A 14,922-nucleotide genomic window follows, 5' to 3' on the forward strand; every position below is an offset into this window, starting at 1 on the left:
GCTGCCTGCCTCGCATCACACCCAACCCAACACCGGAGCCCGCGACATGCCTGCATCGCCCATCGAGGTCTATTCCTGGCCCACGCCCAACGGCCACAAGATTCACATCATGCTGGAGGAGTGCGGCCTGCCGTACAACGCCCGCCCGATCAACATCGGCAAGGGCGACCAGTTCGCTCCCGAGTTTTTGCAGATCAGCCCCAACAACAAGATCCCCGCCATCACCGACCCCGACGGTCCGGACGGCAAGCCGATTTCGCTCTTCGAATCGGGCGCCATCCTCGTCTACCTGGCCGGCAAGACCGGCCAGCTGCTGCCCAAAACCGACCGCGAGCGCTACGACGTTCTGCAGTGGCTCATGTTCCAGATGGGCGGCGTCGGCCCCATGCTCGGCCAGGCGCATCACTTCCGCATGTATGCCCCTGAAAAGATCGGCTACGCCATCGAGCGCTACAGCAACGAAGCCAAGCGCCTCTATGGCGTGATCGACAAGCAGTTGTCGAAGAACAGGTTCATTGCCGGCAAGACCTATTCGATTGCCGACATCGCGATCTTCCCGTGGCTGCGCAGCTGGGAAAACCAGGGCATCACGCTCACCGACTACCCGCACCTGAAGGCCTGGTTCGACGGCATTGCCGCTCGCCCCGCCGTGCAGCGCGGCGTGAAAGTACTGGCCGACCTGCGCCAGCCGATCACCGGCGACAAGGAGCGCGAGATCCTTTTCGGCAAGACGCAGTACGAGAAGCGCTGAGGGCGCAGTTATTCGGGCTAGAATAGAAGGCTTGTCGGGGTGTAGCGCAGCCTGGTAGCGCATCTGGTTTGGGACCAGAGGGTCGAAGGTTCGAATCCTTTCGCCCCGACCAAAAAAAGTGAATGCCTGCAATGACTTACGTTGTTGCAGGCATTTTGCTTTTGGCCCCACGGACGCCCTGCGCGCCAAGCGCCTTGCAGCCTCGAACGGTGGCAACTTACACGTGCAATACACGCGCCGGCAACGGTGCAGGCATAGTGAATTCACGCCGTTGCTGGCGTCTCGGCAACCTGCTTCCGGCGCCTGACCCACGTCACTCTTCGGACACTCGCCGAGTGAGGCCACCGGAGCACACACCATGTCGTTTTATATTTCGAGGCCATTGGCGTTGCAGAAACTGCTTTCCGTCCGCCGGGCCAGAAAGAAATTTTCGGCACATAAAAGTAGTGCTTTTTTGTTGGTTTCACGTAACGACGGCGAATGCCGCACGTGGCACGTGAACAGCGACCTTCCGGCGACCTCATGAACAGGCCCTGCCATGTTTGCTCGCCATGTCATCCTCATGTGGTGGTGCATCGCAGCCCTACCTGCCATTGCCGACGAGCCGGTGCCAATCCATGATCGTGTGTTTCTCAGCAAGGCCGATATCGAGAGAACCTTGATCGGCAGGGCCATCATTTCGAACAATCTTGCGAGTGGAATGGTCTCGCGCTGGCAATTCCATTCGGACGGCCACGTGGATTTTGTCAACCGAAGCGGCCCCGGCAGAGCGTCCGGCACATGGATCCTCGACGCCGATGGCTTGATGTGCGTGACGATGGTCTTGAGGACCGGCTGCCGCTACTGGTTCAGAAAAGAGGGCGCTCTCGCGAATACGAATAGCAAGGAGCCGGACGCCCCGACGGTGGCCGAAATACGCTTCGAATAGCACCGCGGGTCTCGCGCATCGGCATTCGGCCGCGCTGCCGAAAACAATCCCCGGGGGAGCGAATTCATCGCGTACAGTCGAATTCAACTTTCACTGACGCAGGCTTGGCCGTGCCCTACTACGAACTGAAGATTGGCAAGCAGACGGGCCTCGTTCAGGTCACGCAGGATCTCGTCTCCTACACCGCCACCCTGTACTGGATGCCCAATCGCCGGGCCCCGCGTGCCACGGACGAGGTCAATTCCACGCCACTGGCGCAGCACCAGACCTTCGGCCAATCGGAAGCCGAGACGCTCGGCTTGCTTCGCGCCTGGGCCGTCGAGAATTTCGAGCCGGTCAGCAATTTCGTCCAGATCTGATCGCCTTCCGGCGCCGAGGGCCCAGGCTTGGATGTAGGTAGAATTCGGCCTTCCCGGATCCTTTCGCACCGACCAGCTTTTGTTCTGTCCGGCCCGGAATCTGCCCGTAGCTCAGTTGGATAGAGCACCTGCCTTCTAAGCAGGTTGTCGGGGGTTCGATCCCCTCCGGGCAGGCCATGAGTTACCGAGGAAAGCTAGGCTTTATGCGGGTTACAGCCCGATTTGCGTAGCACTTGACCTGTGCACTTGGTGAAGTTCAACCTTCACGAAAGCACGTCATGAAAGCCTCAGACTCGAAGCCCCCGGCGCCCTTGTGCGCCCCTGTTCAGACCTCCCCTAGATTCCAAGAAGTGACCCGAGAGCGCGTCGAAAATGCGAACAGCGTGGCCGCGCCAACTACGCAGGGAGCCTGACCATGGCGAAGGTCCAAAACATCCCCGGCCTATACCCCCGCAACCGCACATACTGGCTGCGGATAGTGTGCCCGCTTGAACTGCAGCCGCTGAACGGCGGCAAGCGCCTGAGCTTTCATGCCTCCCTAGGCACGACAGATCCCGGCGAGGCCCGGGTACGGGCGATAGCAAAGCGCTCCGAGTTCGAACGCCTATGGCATACCCAGCGTCACCAGCTGGCGCCGCCGAAGCTCGCCACGATCCCGGCAGCCCTTCGGGAAGTCATCGCGCAAGCGGTCTACGCCTCAGAGATGGCAGCTGATCAAGCCGAGCGCCTGGAGAAGTCGCGGGCGGTCCGTATGACGTATGGCGTCCGTGTGGGCTACGTCGAGGAGGACGATCTGAACCCCGAGGGCTTCGCTGCGCATGCCATCGAACAATTGCACGGCCAAGACGAGATTCCCGCCCCGGTTTCCAAGCTCGCCCCTCTGTCTCCGGTGGTCCGTGCTGCTCGCGATGCGCTCAACAAGCGCCGAGTCGAGTTCGTAGCGGGCGCCATAGCCTCCGGGGACCTCCTGGCGGTCCTACCAATCGCAGAGGCGGCCGCTAGGCACCTCGGGCTGTCGATCGACTGGGAAAGCGATGACGGCGTGGCAACGCTGCACGCGGCTCTCAACGGCTACGCCCGCGCCCGGACCGGGGCCGTCCAGAAGGACGCAGGGGCCGTCGTCGAGACCCCGGCGATGCCGACGCCTGTGGCGGTGCCCCAGGAGACCCCTAGGACCCCGCAGGCTGTGAAGATGCTCCGGGACGTAGTGCCCCTGTGGATGCAACGTGCCCGGCCCGGTAGGGACGGGCAAGAGCGCACCGAACGCGCCTTAAGACTTCTGGAGAAGTCGGGGCAGAACTACCCGCTGAAGTCGATGACCAAGGCGCACGGGTTCGCATTGCAGGCATGGCTTCTCGACAACGATGCAAGGGGCTTCGGTGATAAGACCGCCCACAACTACGCAGGGTGTCTCCTAGCGCTGCTGAACATCGCTGTGCGTGCGGACTTGATCGATAAGAATCCATGGCCCGATCTGGCCGACTTTGAGGTGAAGGGCAGCAAAAAGCGCGAAGACTTCACTGACGAAGAGCTTAAGAAGCTGTTCGGGTCCAAGCTGTTCACCGAGGGGCAATGGCCTGTCGTCCAGGGGATCGACCCCCAAGACGCTTACTACGCACTGCTGCTGTCGCTGTGGTGCGGAGCCCGCATCAGTGAGATTGCACAGCTTGAAACTGCGGACGTGATGGTCGAGAACGGCATTGACCTATTCCGCATCCACGCTGAGGCAGAAGGCTCAAAGGTCAAGACCGAGGAAAGCCGGCGCAAGGTGCCTATAAGCGCCGAGTGCATCCGCCTCGGCTTCTTGGAGTTCGTGCAAGCACGCCAAGACGCCGGGGACACAAAGCTGTTCCCAACATTCCACAAGGGGGGCAAGGTAGCCTCCGGAGACGTGTTCGGCGAGTGGATGAGGGTCTACCGTGAGGCGGTTGGCACACCTCCTGGAGTATTGAACGGGCACCATAAATTCCGCCACACCATCCGCAGCCGGCTCGCTGCGTTTGACGTGGGTGTGGAGAAGGGTGACGCGCTTACAGGCCATGCGGCGCGGGGAAGTTCAGGCCGCACGGCCTACACGCACGTCAAGCCCGAAGAAGTGCGTGTTTCATTGAACCGGGTGACTTTCCCGTTCGAACTACACCGCGTCTACCAACGACGTCAAGCATAAGCCCCTGGTGTTGCGCGAAGGTCGTGAAGCGTTCTACTGAGCGCAGTTCGCTCGACGACAAGAGGTTGGAAAGCCCCTAAATTCGCGGCCTCAACACCGCCAAACCGAAAACCAACCAATGACCACGCAAATGCACAACCCCGCCGACTTCACTGCAGACCAACGCAACCGCATCGAGGCCCTGCGCCGTGATCTGGTCCAGCGCACACACCGCACCATCACTACCGAGTACGGCGCCACCGACTGCGGGCAACTGTGGGCCGCGCTGTGCGTCGAGTCGCTGCCAGAGGGCGCCCCAGGAACCCCAGGACCCCTGGTGTCCATCTTGGTGGGCTCAGGCATTCCCGTAGGCGCTGCGGTCATGGGGGCCGATGGATCGTCAGTGGAACCCAGCGCCGAATTCGCAGAGGCGATCAAGGCTGCGAGATTCGCGGGCATGCGGGAATGGCGTGCGATGACCTCGCCGCACATCACGCGGGTCCACTGAGGGCCAGACACCCGAAACACGTTGAAGCCCCGGGGCCCGCTGGTCCCGAGTTTCCTGAGAACCAAGTGAGCCTCACGACCCGCAAGACTGCGAAAACTTCGACGCGCGACACGTCGCCACGAGGTAAGGAGGAACACGCCTACAAGCTCAGAGAGCGCGTGGCTGCCCGCCAGACCGCCAAGGCCATCCGTGAGGGTCTGCCGGTCCCCATGCTGTACCCGCTGCGCCCGTCGTCCTTCCTGCAGGCCGACATAGACCGGGAGGCCACGAAAGCCGCAGAGTCCGAGGCGTTCCGATACCGGCACACCTTGACCCGCAGCAAGCCCGCCGTGATCCCCGAGGGCATGCGCTGGTGCCGGTGCCACTGGGGCAACGGCAAGGGCGAGGTCTTGCCGTCCAATCTGTTCGGCGCCCAGGTCAGTAACAACATCTGTGCTGCGTGTGATCGGGAAGCGCAACGAGCCCAGCGAAACCGCCGGAATGGTTTCGTGCGGCCGACGCGCACGGTGCTGGAATTCCCCGACGACGCCTACAACGTCAAGTCCGCGTTCCAGCCTCTGGACTTCGGCCCACCGACCGCCCAGGTTGCGGCCGAGATCGTCGAGCGCATCGCGTCGTACGAAGAATACCGAATCGCTGTCGAGCGCTATGGTCGACCGTGGACCCCGATATCGTCATGGATGTCCACCTGCAATGAGGCGTAAGCCATTGTCCTCATTCATTTTTTTATAGGAACGCACAAGGTAGACCCATAAGCGATTCGGATCACCGAGAAGGCTATGGCTTGACGCCAAGATCGAAAGCCAAGAGCGCAATGGTTATGTGCCGGTCCTTGTCCTGAGGCAGCGAGAACGTATAGCTATCGCTCGTCTCGTCGAGCCGTACCGGCCCGTTAACGTAGTTGACGTGCGTTTTCACCAATTCGCGCATCTTGGCGACCACGCCTGAAAAGCCCGCGTTTCGATTGAACATGACGATGGCGGTCCTCGTATCGCGCCAAGACAGATAGCCGAGAAGTTGGTCAATTGTGGCAATGAAGCGCTTCTCCCCGCCCCAGATTTTGAACTCTGCCACAAAGATGTTCCCGGTCTCGTGACGGATCAAGATATCGGTCTTGCCGGTGACGTTGAAGGCTTCCCCGGTCGCATTGCCGAAATGCGCATTGAGCGGCACGAGGAACATGTCTCGCAAGCTTTCTTCGTCAAGACTGCGCGTCCTAGATGAACTCTGCTCGATGCTTCGGCCCGCCCCACGAACAATGCCGAGGATGTTCTCATAGACGGCTTTGTCGAGCGTCGGCTCAGGAGGCCGCGAAGGCTTCATCGGCGGAAGCTGCGGCTGCACCTTCTGTTTAACGACAGGAGGCACGAAGGTCCGTGCATCGCCGGGTTTCTCCTTGATCTTGATCCCGAGACCCGAGAGCGCCGCCACTGATCCCTTTTGATGCAAAAGCCTCGCGCTACGAACCTCAATACGCTGCCGAACCTCACGGCTCAACTGATCCGGGTAGCTGGCCCACATTGACTGGTGCCATAGGAGGTATTTTTCAATTGAATCCAGCAGCATGTCGACCTGTTGCTTTACCGCTTCGGGGGCCAAGGTGCGGCCGGCCACTGTAAATCTCAGCGTCTTGCCCGCGACTACCGCGAGCGGCGGGCTTGTGTCGTAAGCGTTGGGTTGCATCTTGAAGATGCTGGGCTCACCGGTAAACGGGACCTCGAAGTCATACGCCTCGCCCGGGACCATGATTGTCCGTTTGTCCCAGATATCAAAGTGTTCGAACTCGCGCTCATGGTGGCTGCCTTCCATCCCCGCACGGTCGAGTGTTGGTACGGTTACTTCGTATTTTTCGAGGAAGTACCCGACAAGGCCTTCGACGTCCGTATTGAGAAGCCGATCCTCTTGCAGACCATCGGCCTCTGCGCACGCTGCGGCGATCTGCGCCCGCATAACTGCTCCCCCGTCCTGAGTGGAGAAGAGGTACTCCCGCTCGCGCCTTGTCCCGTACATGTGTTTCCCTTCAAGTTGGGAGCGAGTCTATCCAAGGGCGAGGCAGCCAACGTGCTTGACGCGATGTACGCGACTCAGCCCATCAGAACGACCGTCGCCGCCCTGATTGCGAATAAACCCGTACAGAGTGAGCAACCCTAATGGTCCCGCGTTCTCCCTGTGTTTTTCCTAACACCGAACACGACCGCGCAGGCACCACGCCCACGCTGCCCTCCGGCGGCACACCACCCACACGAACATGCCCGCACCCTTCTACGACAACGCACGGCTGACGCACAAGACCTGCGGAACCTGCGGACTCCACAAGTCAACCTCGCTCTTCTACTGGCACAAGGTCACCGGCCCCGGTGCTCACTGCATCGAGTGCAAGACCCGCACGAAACGAGAGCGGTACGCCGCCCGACAAGTGGCCCTTGGTCACGCTGTGAGACCCAGGGTCCCCCGATGACTCGCAGGCCCGCAATGGGTCTGCATTTTTTCCGAACACTACTGAACCCATGGAGTACCCATGCCGCGTATAGCGCCCCACGTCCCCACGGGTCACAAACGGTGCCCCTCGTGCGCCTCCGTGCTGCCCCTAGATTCTTTTGGTCGAGACGCATCGCGTCCCCCGCTGTTCAAGCAAGGCCGCTGCAGCGCATGCATGCGGGCCGCCAATGCAGCGAAACGTCGCAAGGCGCCCCCGGTGGAAACGCCTGAGGCGCTGGCCCTGAGGCTGATCGACGCCGCCCGCCCCTACGCTGCAATCTGGCACCTGCCGGTGACGATCACGCCCGACCATCTGCTCCCGTGGCCCGCAGTCTGCGTATACACACTGGACGACCTCATAGAAGGCGACAGCCCGCAGCAGCCGATCCTTGCGCGACTTGTTGACTCCGAGGGCTTCACGCCAGAGAACACCGTGATCATCTCGGCCCGCGCCCGGCGGCGGCATCAGGCCATCGGCGGCACCGCGATCCGAAAGCATGCGGAGAACGCCGACCGACTGCCCGGGCTGACCGAGCATCTGGTGCGCGAGTCGGTGCGCCGGTACAACCTACTGACCTGGGCTGACGATGCCGTACGCGCAGCAGAAGCATGGAACTATCAAGGGGCCCCAAAGACACCGAGGGCCTCACCAGCTACTGATGACACGACTGCGTCTACTCACTGGCAAGAGTTGATCGACGGGAAGCCAGCCGATTGGCTTCCATGGGCTCGCTCTGACTCGCTTTGTGTATCGCTGACCGCCCTTGAATTTGCTTAAAAAGAAGGCACCCCAAATTTGTGTATCGCCCGGGAACCCGCATGGATGCTGGGCTTTCACACGCCGTGCTTATACACAGGGTTTGCTGCAATGGCGAAGCCGAGCTTGGACCTCAAGGCTCCTGGCAGACCCGGCGGACCCGCAAGACCATGCGGCCCGCCTGACCGCCGCCCACCCCTGGGCTACGACCATCAAAGACCTATTTCATGCTTCCGCATGATCGTGGTTTAGGTCGCCGCTGAGACCCCGCGCGGTCTCGCCGACCCCGGGCTACGCCCGACACGGCGCATCTCGCGCAGACATCTCCCCTGACTCTCATCTCTGACTTCTACGGTTGCCATCATCGACGCCGCCGCATGGGCGACTGTGCCTTCGATTTCTCCAACCCAACCACCCCCAACCACTGAACCCATGTCCAAGTACCTAACCCTCACCGCCTCCTCCCCGTTCGTGCCCCCGCTGCAGCTACCCATGCTTCATGACGCACGCAGCACCATCGAGAAGGCTGTAGCCGATGGCGTGTCTTTCACTGGTCGAATGATCGATGTCGACCTGACCGCCGCCATCCTGACCGGCATGCAGGCCGAGGGCGCCACATTCGTCGGATCGCTGGAGAACGCGAAGCTCGACGGCGCCAAGCTCGCCCGCGCAACGATCACGCGATGCCTTACGGGCGCGTCTCTGGTCAATGCGGACCTCACGCAAGCCCACATCTCTGGCATCGACGCTAGCAATCTCAAAGCATCCGGCGCCGACCTTCATTCCGTCAACGCGCAAGGGACCAACCTGAGTCACGGCGACTTCCGCCGAGTCCAGTTCAACGCCGCGAAGCTGCAGCGTGCCTTGCTGGTCGATGCCGATGTCGCTGGCGCCAACGTGCATCTCGCGAACGTCACACACGAGCAACTCGAAACGTGCCGTACGCCGTTCGATGACATCCGGTCGCTCGCAACCACCGGCCGCACGTTGGCGCAGCGTGCCGACGCCGAAGCCGAAGCGGCTGCTGTCGGCGCGATCAAGCGCTTCTAACCCAACCTCAGAACCATCCCGTGAGCAAAACCAAAAAATCCACCTTCGCCCCGACCCTGCCGAGCAACGCCCCCGGCGGCCATCTCGACACGCCTGAGCTTGACCGAGCCAACGCGTTCGGCCGTATGGCCTTCGACCTTGAGCAAGCACTGCTGGACCGCGCCAACACGACCGAGGCTGTCAAGGCAGTGATCGACACCTTCAATCCGGAGCAGGCCCATCAAGGTCGCGAACTGCTGGCGGTCATCGGTCGCATCGAGTCCGGCTTTGTCCCGACCCGAGTCCTGGAGGTCCTTGCCGAACGATACGCATCCGACTTCCGTAGCGTGCAGCGCGGATACCTCAGCGGGCTCGCGCCACGCCACCCGGACCTCACGCAAATCCACGCCGCCAAGCTGGCAGAGGCGATCAAGGCCGCGCAGGCGAACAACGGCCGAGCCGTGTGGCGCTGATGAACAGCTTCTTCCAAGACATCTTGGCCATCTCGGCCGACAACGCGGACAACAAGCTCGACGGGGTCCGCATGGGCCGTCTAACACAAGCCACGCGGTACCACGCGAACGCCTCGCACGTCATGAGCGCCGAGCGGCATAACGCCGCACTCGACCATCTGGACGTCATCGTGGCGAACGCCGAGAACATCCGTGTGACCCACGAGAGCCGCACCCATCGCATTGCCATATGCCTGCCTGTCGGCGTCGATCCGTCCAAGCTGTCTCGCGGCTATTGAATAGCCTAGCGCCCCGCCGGCCAATCAGTGGCGGGGCATCTCAAACCCTCTATTGAATTCCTATGTTCCCTCAAGACCTTGGCATCACCCGTGGTGCCCGCCTCGCCCCTCCCGTTGAGATCACCGCTGAACGCATCGCATACATCGACAACCAATCAATCATTCGCATGGTTGGCTTCGTTGGCGAAGTGATTCATGGCGCAGCCGACTTCCAAGCTCGCACCCTGCCGGCTGCCGTGGTCGACGCGAACCGCGTAGAACCCGGCGCCCGTGTGCCGGCCGGCTACGAGTTCGACTCTGCACTGGTCATTCGGACCTGATGACGGCTAGCAAGCTGAGCGCCCAGCGCACCGCCAACCGCAAGGCTCCCAAGACCCCCGAGGAAATCGCCGCGACATGGCGAGCCCATTGGGCCCGAGCCGAAGAGATCCGCTGCTACCACGCCGCCATTGCCGATGCAGCGCATGCCGCTGGTCGATGGGACTACCTCGCAGAGCACGCGGCGATCCCGCTGCACGCGCGTGACTCGCAGGCGTGGCGGGACCATGGGCACCATGCGCCCCCAGAGGTCGCCGAGGTTTCCCGCGACTTCAGGCCTGACCCCCGGTCCACCATCGGCCGCAGCGCCGCATAGGCGACCACCAGCCCCCGAAAGGGGCTGCCAATCAACACACAAATCCGATGATCAATATCCCGATGGGCGCCTTCGAGCCCGAGAAGCAATGCGCTGGCCGCAATGGCTGTGGGCGCTACCTGCCGCTTGCCGCCTTTGCGTCGCAGACAGTCGGAGGCCAATACGGCCGGCAGACCATGTGCCGCGAATGCAGCGCCGCAACCAGCCGGGCATGGCGCGAGCGCAACCCCGCACGGGTCCGAGAAGGCAACGCTGTTCGTTACGCCACGCGGAGCCCCGAGTACCGGTCGTGGTCCGCTATGAAGCGCCGATGTCTGAACCCTGCCGATGTCGGTTACGAGAACTACGGCGGACGCGGCATCTGGATCGACCACGCATGGACGAGCTTTCGGTCGTTCCTCGCATGGATGGGCCTCCGCCCTGCAGGCACGACCTTGGGCCGCCGAGATCCCAATGGTCACTACGTCCCCGGCAACGTCCGATGGGAAACCCGCGCCGAGCAAGCTATGGGCAAGCGCAACACGCTGTGGCTTGAGACCGAAAAGATCCGCATGCCCCTGCTGGCATGGGCGCGGCACCTGAACGTCTCCGCTGCGTTCCTGCGCAACCGAAAGCGACTCGGCTGGACCGACGACGAGACCGTATCGACTCCCAAGGGCACGCGCAGACCGCGCAAACCCGACACACAAACTTAGATTCCGTGACCCCCGCCCCGGGGCTTGCAGACTTACCACCTCACCCATTCGGCCGCCACGCGAAAGCTTGGCGGTCTTTCCACTTATGGACCACATGAACGATCACGCTACGACCCAAGACATCCACCTGACGACCATCGAGGGCCATGACGTGGCAGTCGATCCCGCCACGCATGCGGGCCTCCTGGGCCTCGACGTAGACCTGTCGCGTCTCTGCGTTGTCGGTGCCGACGTTCGCGTCTACCGCAAGTCTCGTGACGAACTGCACGGCCTGACCCTGGAGACCCTGGCCGACCTGATCGCGCCGCCGAAGCCAAAGCAGATCCCGAAGACGACCAAGGGCGAAGCCATCATCGCCGCCGCCGCTTTCGCGTGTATCAGCAGCAAGACGCCCAGCACCGCTACTTACCACCCGCCGACAGGCAAAGGCGGACCGCCGCCTCTGTTCGTGAATGGTCGCAAGGTGCGCGCACCGCTGCCAGACACGACGGGCCCCAGCACCCGCGTGGTCCTGGTGGACTCCCGACGCAATCTCATCGGCCACGCCGTGCTCCCGACATCCGCTTACCGCGACCTCGTGCGTCACCCGAAGACCCGCGTGGACAGTTCCACATGGATGCTGGGGGCCAATGGCGCTGTGACCATGCGATGTCGCGCCATGGATCCGCCGCAGATCATGGACCTTGGGGCCCTGCTCGGGGTGCTGCGGCGACCCGCCGACTTCACTGTCGAGACGCTGGCGTGACTGTCACTGTCGAGCTTCCGGCCGCTCATGGGCTGGGGCCCGATGGCGGTTCGACCGTCTCTGTCACCATGGACCGCGAGACGTGGGACCGCCTACAGCCGGTCTTGATTGCTGGGTTCTCCATGCGAATCCAAGGGGCCCGACGGCGTGGCACCGGGTCCATCACGGACCCCCGTGTCGTCCTAAGAACTCCGGGCAGTTCAGACCGCCGGGTATGGCAACTGGCTCGACTGATCGTCGGGACGACCGAGCAGCGGGACGTCGTACGCTACCTAAATGGTCCATACGATTTGCGCCGGCCTTCGCTTCAACTGATACCGCAACGTGATCGGCGCTGAGCCGTGGCCTCTGAACGGATTCCACCCGTTTCTGTCGCACGATCCATTCGGCTCGCGGCATTCCAGATCAACCCGGAAATTGCAGAGATTTATATGGAGGCCAGAAATGCTCCGAGGTCCTTTGGAGGCGCGGCCTTAGGTGCAAGAGTCTGCAAAGAGAAATTCCCGTCCACCATGAAAGTTGATGCTGGCAGCATTGGAAATAAAACAGATGGCGACGACGCTCTGTCTTGGCGGAGCAATCCCAACCATTTGACAAAAAATTGCAATGCAAACTTGCCTCGATATCCTTGCATTGGATTAATGGCTGCAAATGCTTCCTTCAATCCCGCCCACTCCTCTGCGGTAGGTTCTCTGCCAAGTTTCACCAAACCCTCTACCGCGTGCTCAGTCGGAGAAATTTCAGTCAATTCCACCTGAGCCAATAAGTTGATTTTATCGGGCAGGTCTTCCGTCTGTTCTATCTGTAGTTTTCGGGCGGCAAAAATTCTAAAGTTCAGATTCCTCGTAATTTCAAGGAACTTGGAGTATATCTTTTCAAAGTACTCCCGCACTTCAATTCGCGCACCGGGATGGCCATTGCAGTGAAAATCGATCATAAGCAAGTCCTCCAAGAGCTTGGGGCAAACAATATAGTTTTCTATAGAGTACCTATCAGTTAAAAAGACTTTGCTTGTGGCGGCTCGCCCCTGAAGATCATCAAAGTCTTTATCAACAAAAAAGTAAACACGTTCACCTAGGCCAGTTAAATCACTCTGCAAAATATCAAAAAGTTGCAAAGCCTTGGCCTTGTTTTTGCAAATATACGCCTCGTAGCGAAGGGAAGGTCGCAACTCTCGAATCCAATGATAGTAGATGAATTTATCGGCTGGCCCCTCATACGCAAACACCTTTACCTCTTCTGGCACGGCAGAAGCAAATGTAGCGAAATCGACCTTTAAGACTGCTCGGACATCCTTGGCTTGTTTGACTTTTGCAAGATATTTGTCCGCCACCTTTTCTTGTGGAAGCTCGTTAGGCTTATTCATTTCCGTCCTCCTCGATTTCCTCGCCAAACTGGCTTGCAGGAAAAAGCGGTTCGCTCTTGTTCGAGACGATCTTTAACTGCAACGAGCCAGCAAAGGGCTCCAGCGCGTTGTCAAATATGAATGGAGAATGAGTAATCGCGATGACCTGCTTGCACGTCGGGGCTTGAAGAACATCAGTCAGAATTTTTCGCTGCCAATCCAACGAGAGCGAAAGCTCCGGCTCGTCAATTAGTACGATCTTCGGGCCAGGATACAAATAGAGCCGAGCAAATAGCGAGATCATTTGCTTCTCACCCGAGGAAAGCGCTTCAAGTGGCACTTCGGTGTCTGACGACAGACTGCTGACTTTTACCTTGAAATTTTTTCTATTAAATGTTAACCGCTTTTTGTCCTGCGCATTCTCGGCGCCCTCTTCAAACTGATCAGTCGATTGATCATCATCAGATAAATACCTATTGCAGTTGCCAATGAATGCTTCGACCAACTCTTCGGATCCTCTCGTCTGCTGAATTACGGAATTTAGCTGGTCTAGAAAATAATTTAAAAAGGGCTTGGCGTCATCTGCAACATCTCCGCTATAGACTCTATCCAAGTCCGGGCTGGCAACGAAGTTCTGATACGGCCCCCTGGCATATCCTCGCTCACGCTCCGCATTTTTAATTCGAGAAAAGAAAATTTCCAAAGATTCTTTTGTTGGTGGAAATTTAGGGTTCGAACCCTCTTCCTTGTAATTTCCAGAAATCAAGTCATTGATAATATTGGCGCTTACCTTTCCATAGCCTTGATTCGAAAGGTAAAGCATTTCGGAATACAAGGCTTTCAATCGATCCGAAATATCACCTAATCCAAACTGAATGTCGGCAGTGTAAAGACCACTTCTCGCCACACCTAGTCGGGAAAGAATACTTTTTCGCCTTCCGCTTTGCCGCGCATCCGAAGTCGGTATCGAAAGTTCAATTCTGCGGTAAGTCGGTAAATAGACAATTTCCGTACCACTGAGTACAGAACGCACAGTTCGCCTCAAAGTATCAATGTTTGGATTTCTCCCCTCAATAGCCGAGGCCAGCCTTTCGCACTGCCGACGAGCAAGTGTGGAGTCATACCCAACCTTCGCGTATATTGTGTAAAAAGTCGGGTTGTCCATTAAGTCGGACATCTTGGCGTCCGTGGCAGCCATTTCGACCAATTCCAACAGAGCAAGGGGCTCCACTTCCCAATTCTTTGCGCCGATTGCAATTTCGCTATGTGCTGACAAATCGGTGAGCTGGTCTACATCACTCCGGAGGAGGATCAAGGGTTCGGGTTGACCACGCAAAATGCACGTGACCTTCTCAAATTTAAGGGCGGCAAACCGGGTGAATTGCCCACGCAAAAAGGCGTCTAACGCTGCAATGAGGGTTGTCTTTCCAGAGCCGTTGCGAGCAATAAGTACGGTCGCTGCGCATTTTGATGAGAGGCTCACGGATCTGTACCCGAAGAGTCCTTCGATTGAAAAGTGTTCCACTATGGATGGTTGGCGTGCCGCCCGCGTGGTGTCTCGTGCCGATTCGGACTGTTCCATTACTTACCCCTTGTTGCTGCCTAGCATACAAGCGAAACGCCGATTGCCACGGTCTGAGGTAGCGGGATATACCAGTAACGAGCCCCGAACATTGGATGCTGCGGAATCACCAAGCCGGGCAAGAAATCATCCGAAAAAATCGTTCCCCTCATCCGCTTCCCCCATGCCCCCATGCCGTCTCCCGCGCTGAGGCATCACGCTGCGGGTGCGAGGT

Annotated in this window: 17 protein-coding genes and 2 tRNA genes; 16 read left to right on the plus strand and 3 right to left on the minus strand. The window is 59.6% G+C overall.

All coding sequences use genetic code 11. The annotated features are described in order from the left end of the window. Positions 1-46: 46 nt before the first annotated feature. The 8 genes from QFZ47_RS27450 to QFZ47_RS27485 all read left to right on the plus strand — a co-directional run bounded on the left by QFZ47_RS27450 (position 47) and on the right by QFZ47_RS27485 (position 5,396). The gene (locus QFZ47_RS27450; protein ID WP_307658634.1) at positions 47-751 is read left to right on the plus strand and encodes a glutathione binding-like protein; all 705 of its coding nucleotides are present in this window, start codon (positions 47-49) and stop codon (positions 749-751) included. A 35-nt stretch (positions 752-786) separates the two neighbouring features. Continuing rightward, a tRNA-Pro gene (locus tag QFZ47_RS27455) sits at positions 787-863 on the plus strand. A gap of 426 nt (positions 864-1,289) precedes the next feature. Beyond that, the gene (locus tag QFZ47_RS27460) at positions 1,290-1,679 is read left to right on the plus strand and encodes a hypothetical protein (protein ID WP_307658635.1); all 390 of its coding nucleotides are present in this window, start codon (positions 1,290-1,292) and stop codon (positions 1,677-1,679) included. Positions 1,680-1,789: 110 nt separating this feature from the next. Beyond that, entirely contained in the window at positions 1,790-2,038 is a 249-nt protein-coding gene (locus QFZ47_RS27465; protein WP_307658636.1) for a hypothetical protein, read from the plus strand. Positions 2,039-2,138: 100 nt separating this feature from the next. Next, positions 2,139-2,215 (plus strand) — tRNA-Arg (locus QFZ47_RS27470). Between the two features lie 238 nt (positions 2,216-2,453). Further along, positions 2,454-4,205: a site-specific integrase gene (locus tag QFZ47_RS27475; protein ID WP_307658637.1), complete on the plus strand. Its 1,752-nt coding sequence runs from the start codon at positions 2,454-2,456 to the stop codon at positions 4,203-4,205. Positions 4,206-4,323: 118 nt separating this feature from the next. Next, positions 4,324-4,692, plus strand: a complete 369-nt coding sequence (locus tag QFZ47_RS27480; protein ID WP_307658638.1) for a hypothetical protein — start codon at positions 4,324-4,326, stop codon at positions 4,690-4,692. 65 nt (positions 4,693-4,757) lie between these two features. After that, entirely contained in the window at positions 4,758-5,396 is a 639-nt protein-coding gene (locus tag QFZ47_RS27485; RefSeq protein WP_307658639.1) for a hypothetical protein, read from the plus strand. A 73-nt stretch (positions 5,397-5,469) separates the two neighbouring features. Here QFZ47_RS27485 and QFZ47_RS27490 read toward each other — a convergent pair whose 3' ends face one another. After that, a complete protein-coding gene (locus QFZ47_RS27490) occupies positions 5,470-6,642 on the minus strand; it encodes a hypothetical protein (protein ID WP_307658640.1) in 1,173 nt (390 codons plus the stop codon). 703 nt (positions 6,643-7,345) lie between these two features. Here QFZ47_RS27490 and QFZ47_RS27495 point away from each other — a divergent pair. The 8 genes from QFZ47_RS27495 to QFZ47_RS27530 all read left to right on the plus strand — a co-directional run bounded on the left by QFZ47_RS27495 (position 7,346) and on the right by QFZ47_RS27530 (position 11,781). Then, a complete protein-coding gene (locus QFZ47_RS27495) occupies positions 7,346-7,948 on the plus strand; it encodes a hypothetical protein (protein WP_307658641.1) in 603 nt (200 codons plus the stop codon). A gap of 411 nt (positions 7,949-8,359) precedes the next feature. Next, positions 8,360-8,977, plus strand: a complete 618-nt coding sequence (locus QFZ47_RS27500) for a pentapeptide repeat-containing protein (RefSeq protein WP_307658642.1) — start codon at positions 8,360-8,362, stop codon at positions 8,975-8,977. Between the two features lie 20 nt (positions 8,978-8,997). Further along, the gene (locus QFZ47_RS27505; protein ID WP_307658643.1) at positions 8,998-9,429 is read left to right on the plus strand and encodes a hypothetical protein; all 432 of its coding nucleotides are present in this window, start codon (positions 8,998-9,000) and stop codon (positions 9,427-9,429) included. Continuing rightward, on the plus strand, positions 9,429-9,707 hold the full coding sequence (locus QFZ47_RS27510) for a hypothetical protein (protein WP_307658644.1): 279 nt from the start codon (positions 9,429-9,431) through the stop codon (positions 9,705-9,707). The genes QFZ47_RS27505 and QFZ47_RS27510 overlap by 1 nt, the downstream gene beginning before the upstream one ends. A 62-nt stretch (positions 9,708-9,769) precedes the next feature. Further along, a complete protein-coding gene (locus QFZ47_RS27515; RefSeq protein ID WP_307658645.1) occupies positions 9,770-10,027 on the plus strand; it encodes a hypothetical protein in 258 nt (85 codons plus the stop codon). Continuing rightward, positions 10,027-10,341 (plus strand): hypothetical protein, encoded by a 315-nt coding sequence (locus QFZ47_RS27520; RefSeq protein ID WP_307658646.1) that lies wholly within the window; start codon positions 10,027-10,029, stop codon positions 10,339-10,341. The genes QFZ47_RS27515 and QFZ47_RS27520 overlap by 1 nt, the downstream gene beginning before the upstream one ends. Positions 10,342-10,388: 47 nt before the next feature. After that, on the plus strand, positions 10,389-11,036 hold the full coding sequence (locus tag QFZ47_RS27525; protein WP_307658647.1) for a hypothetical protein: 648 nt from the start codon (positions 10,389-10,391) through the stop codon (positions 11,034-11,036). Between the two features lie 94 nt (positions 11,037-11,130). Beyond that, complete coding sequence (locus tag QFZ47_RS27530) at positions 11,131-11,781, plus strand: hypothetical protein (RefSeq protein WP_307658648.1); 651 nt, start codon at positions 11,131-11,133, stop codon at positions 11,779-11,781. A 427-nt stretch (positions 11,782-12,208) separates the two neighbouring features. On the opposite strand, the gene QFZ47_RS27535 is transcribed toward QFZ47_RS27530, so the two are convergent. Together QFZ47_RS27535 and QFZ47_RS27540 are read right to left on the minus strand one after the other, a co-directional pair. Then, positions 12,209-13,147 (minus strand): DUF4435 domain-containing protein, encoded by a 939-nt coding sequence (locus tag QFZ47_RS27535; protein WP_307658649.1) that lies wholly within the window; start codon positions 13,145-13,147, stop codon positions 12,209-12,211. Further along, positions 13,140-14,708: an AAA family ATPase gene (locus QFZ47_RS27540; RefSeq protein ID WP_307658650.1), complete on the minus strand. Its 1,569-nt coding sequence runs from the start codon at positions 14,706-14,708 to the stop codon at positions 13,140-13,142. The genes QFZ47_RS27535 and QFZ47_RS27540 overlap by 8 nt, the downstream gene beginning before the upstream one ends. Positions 14,709-14,922: the final 214 nt, after the last annotated feature.

This window comes from Variovorax paradoxus (genome assembly GCF_030815975.1).
Classification (GTDB): Bacteria; Pseudomonadota; Gammaproteobacteria; order Burkholderiales; family Burkholderiaceae_C; genus Variovorax; species Variovorax paradoxus_N.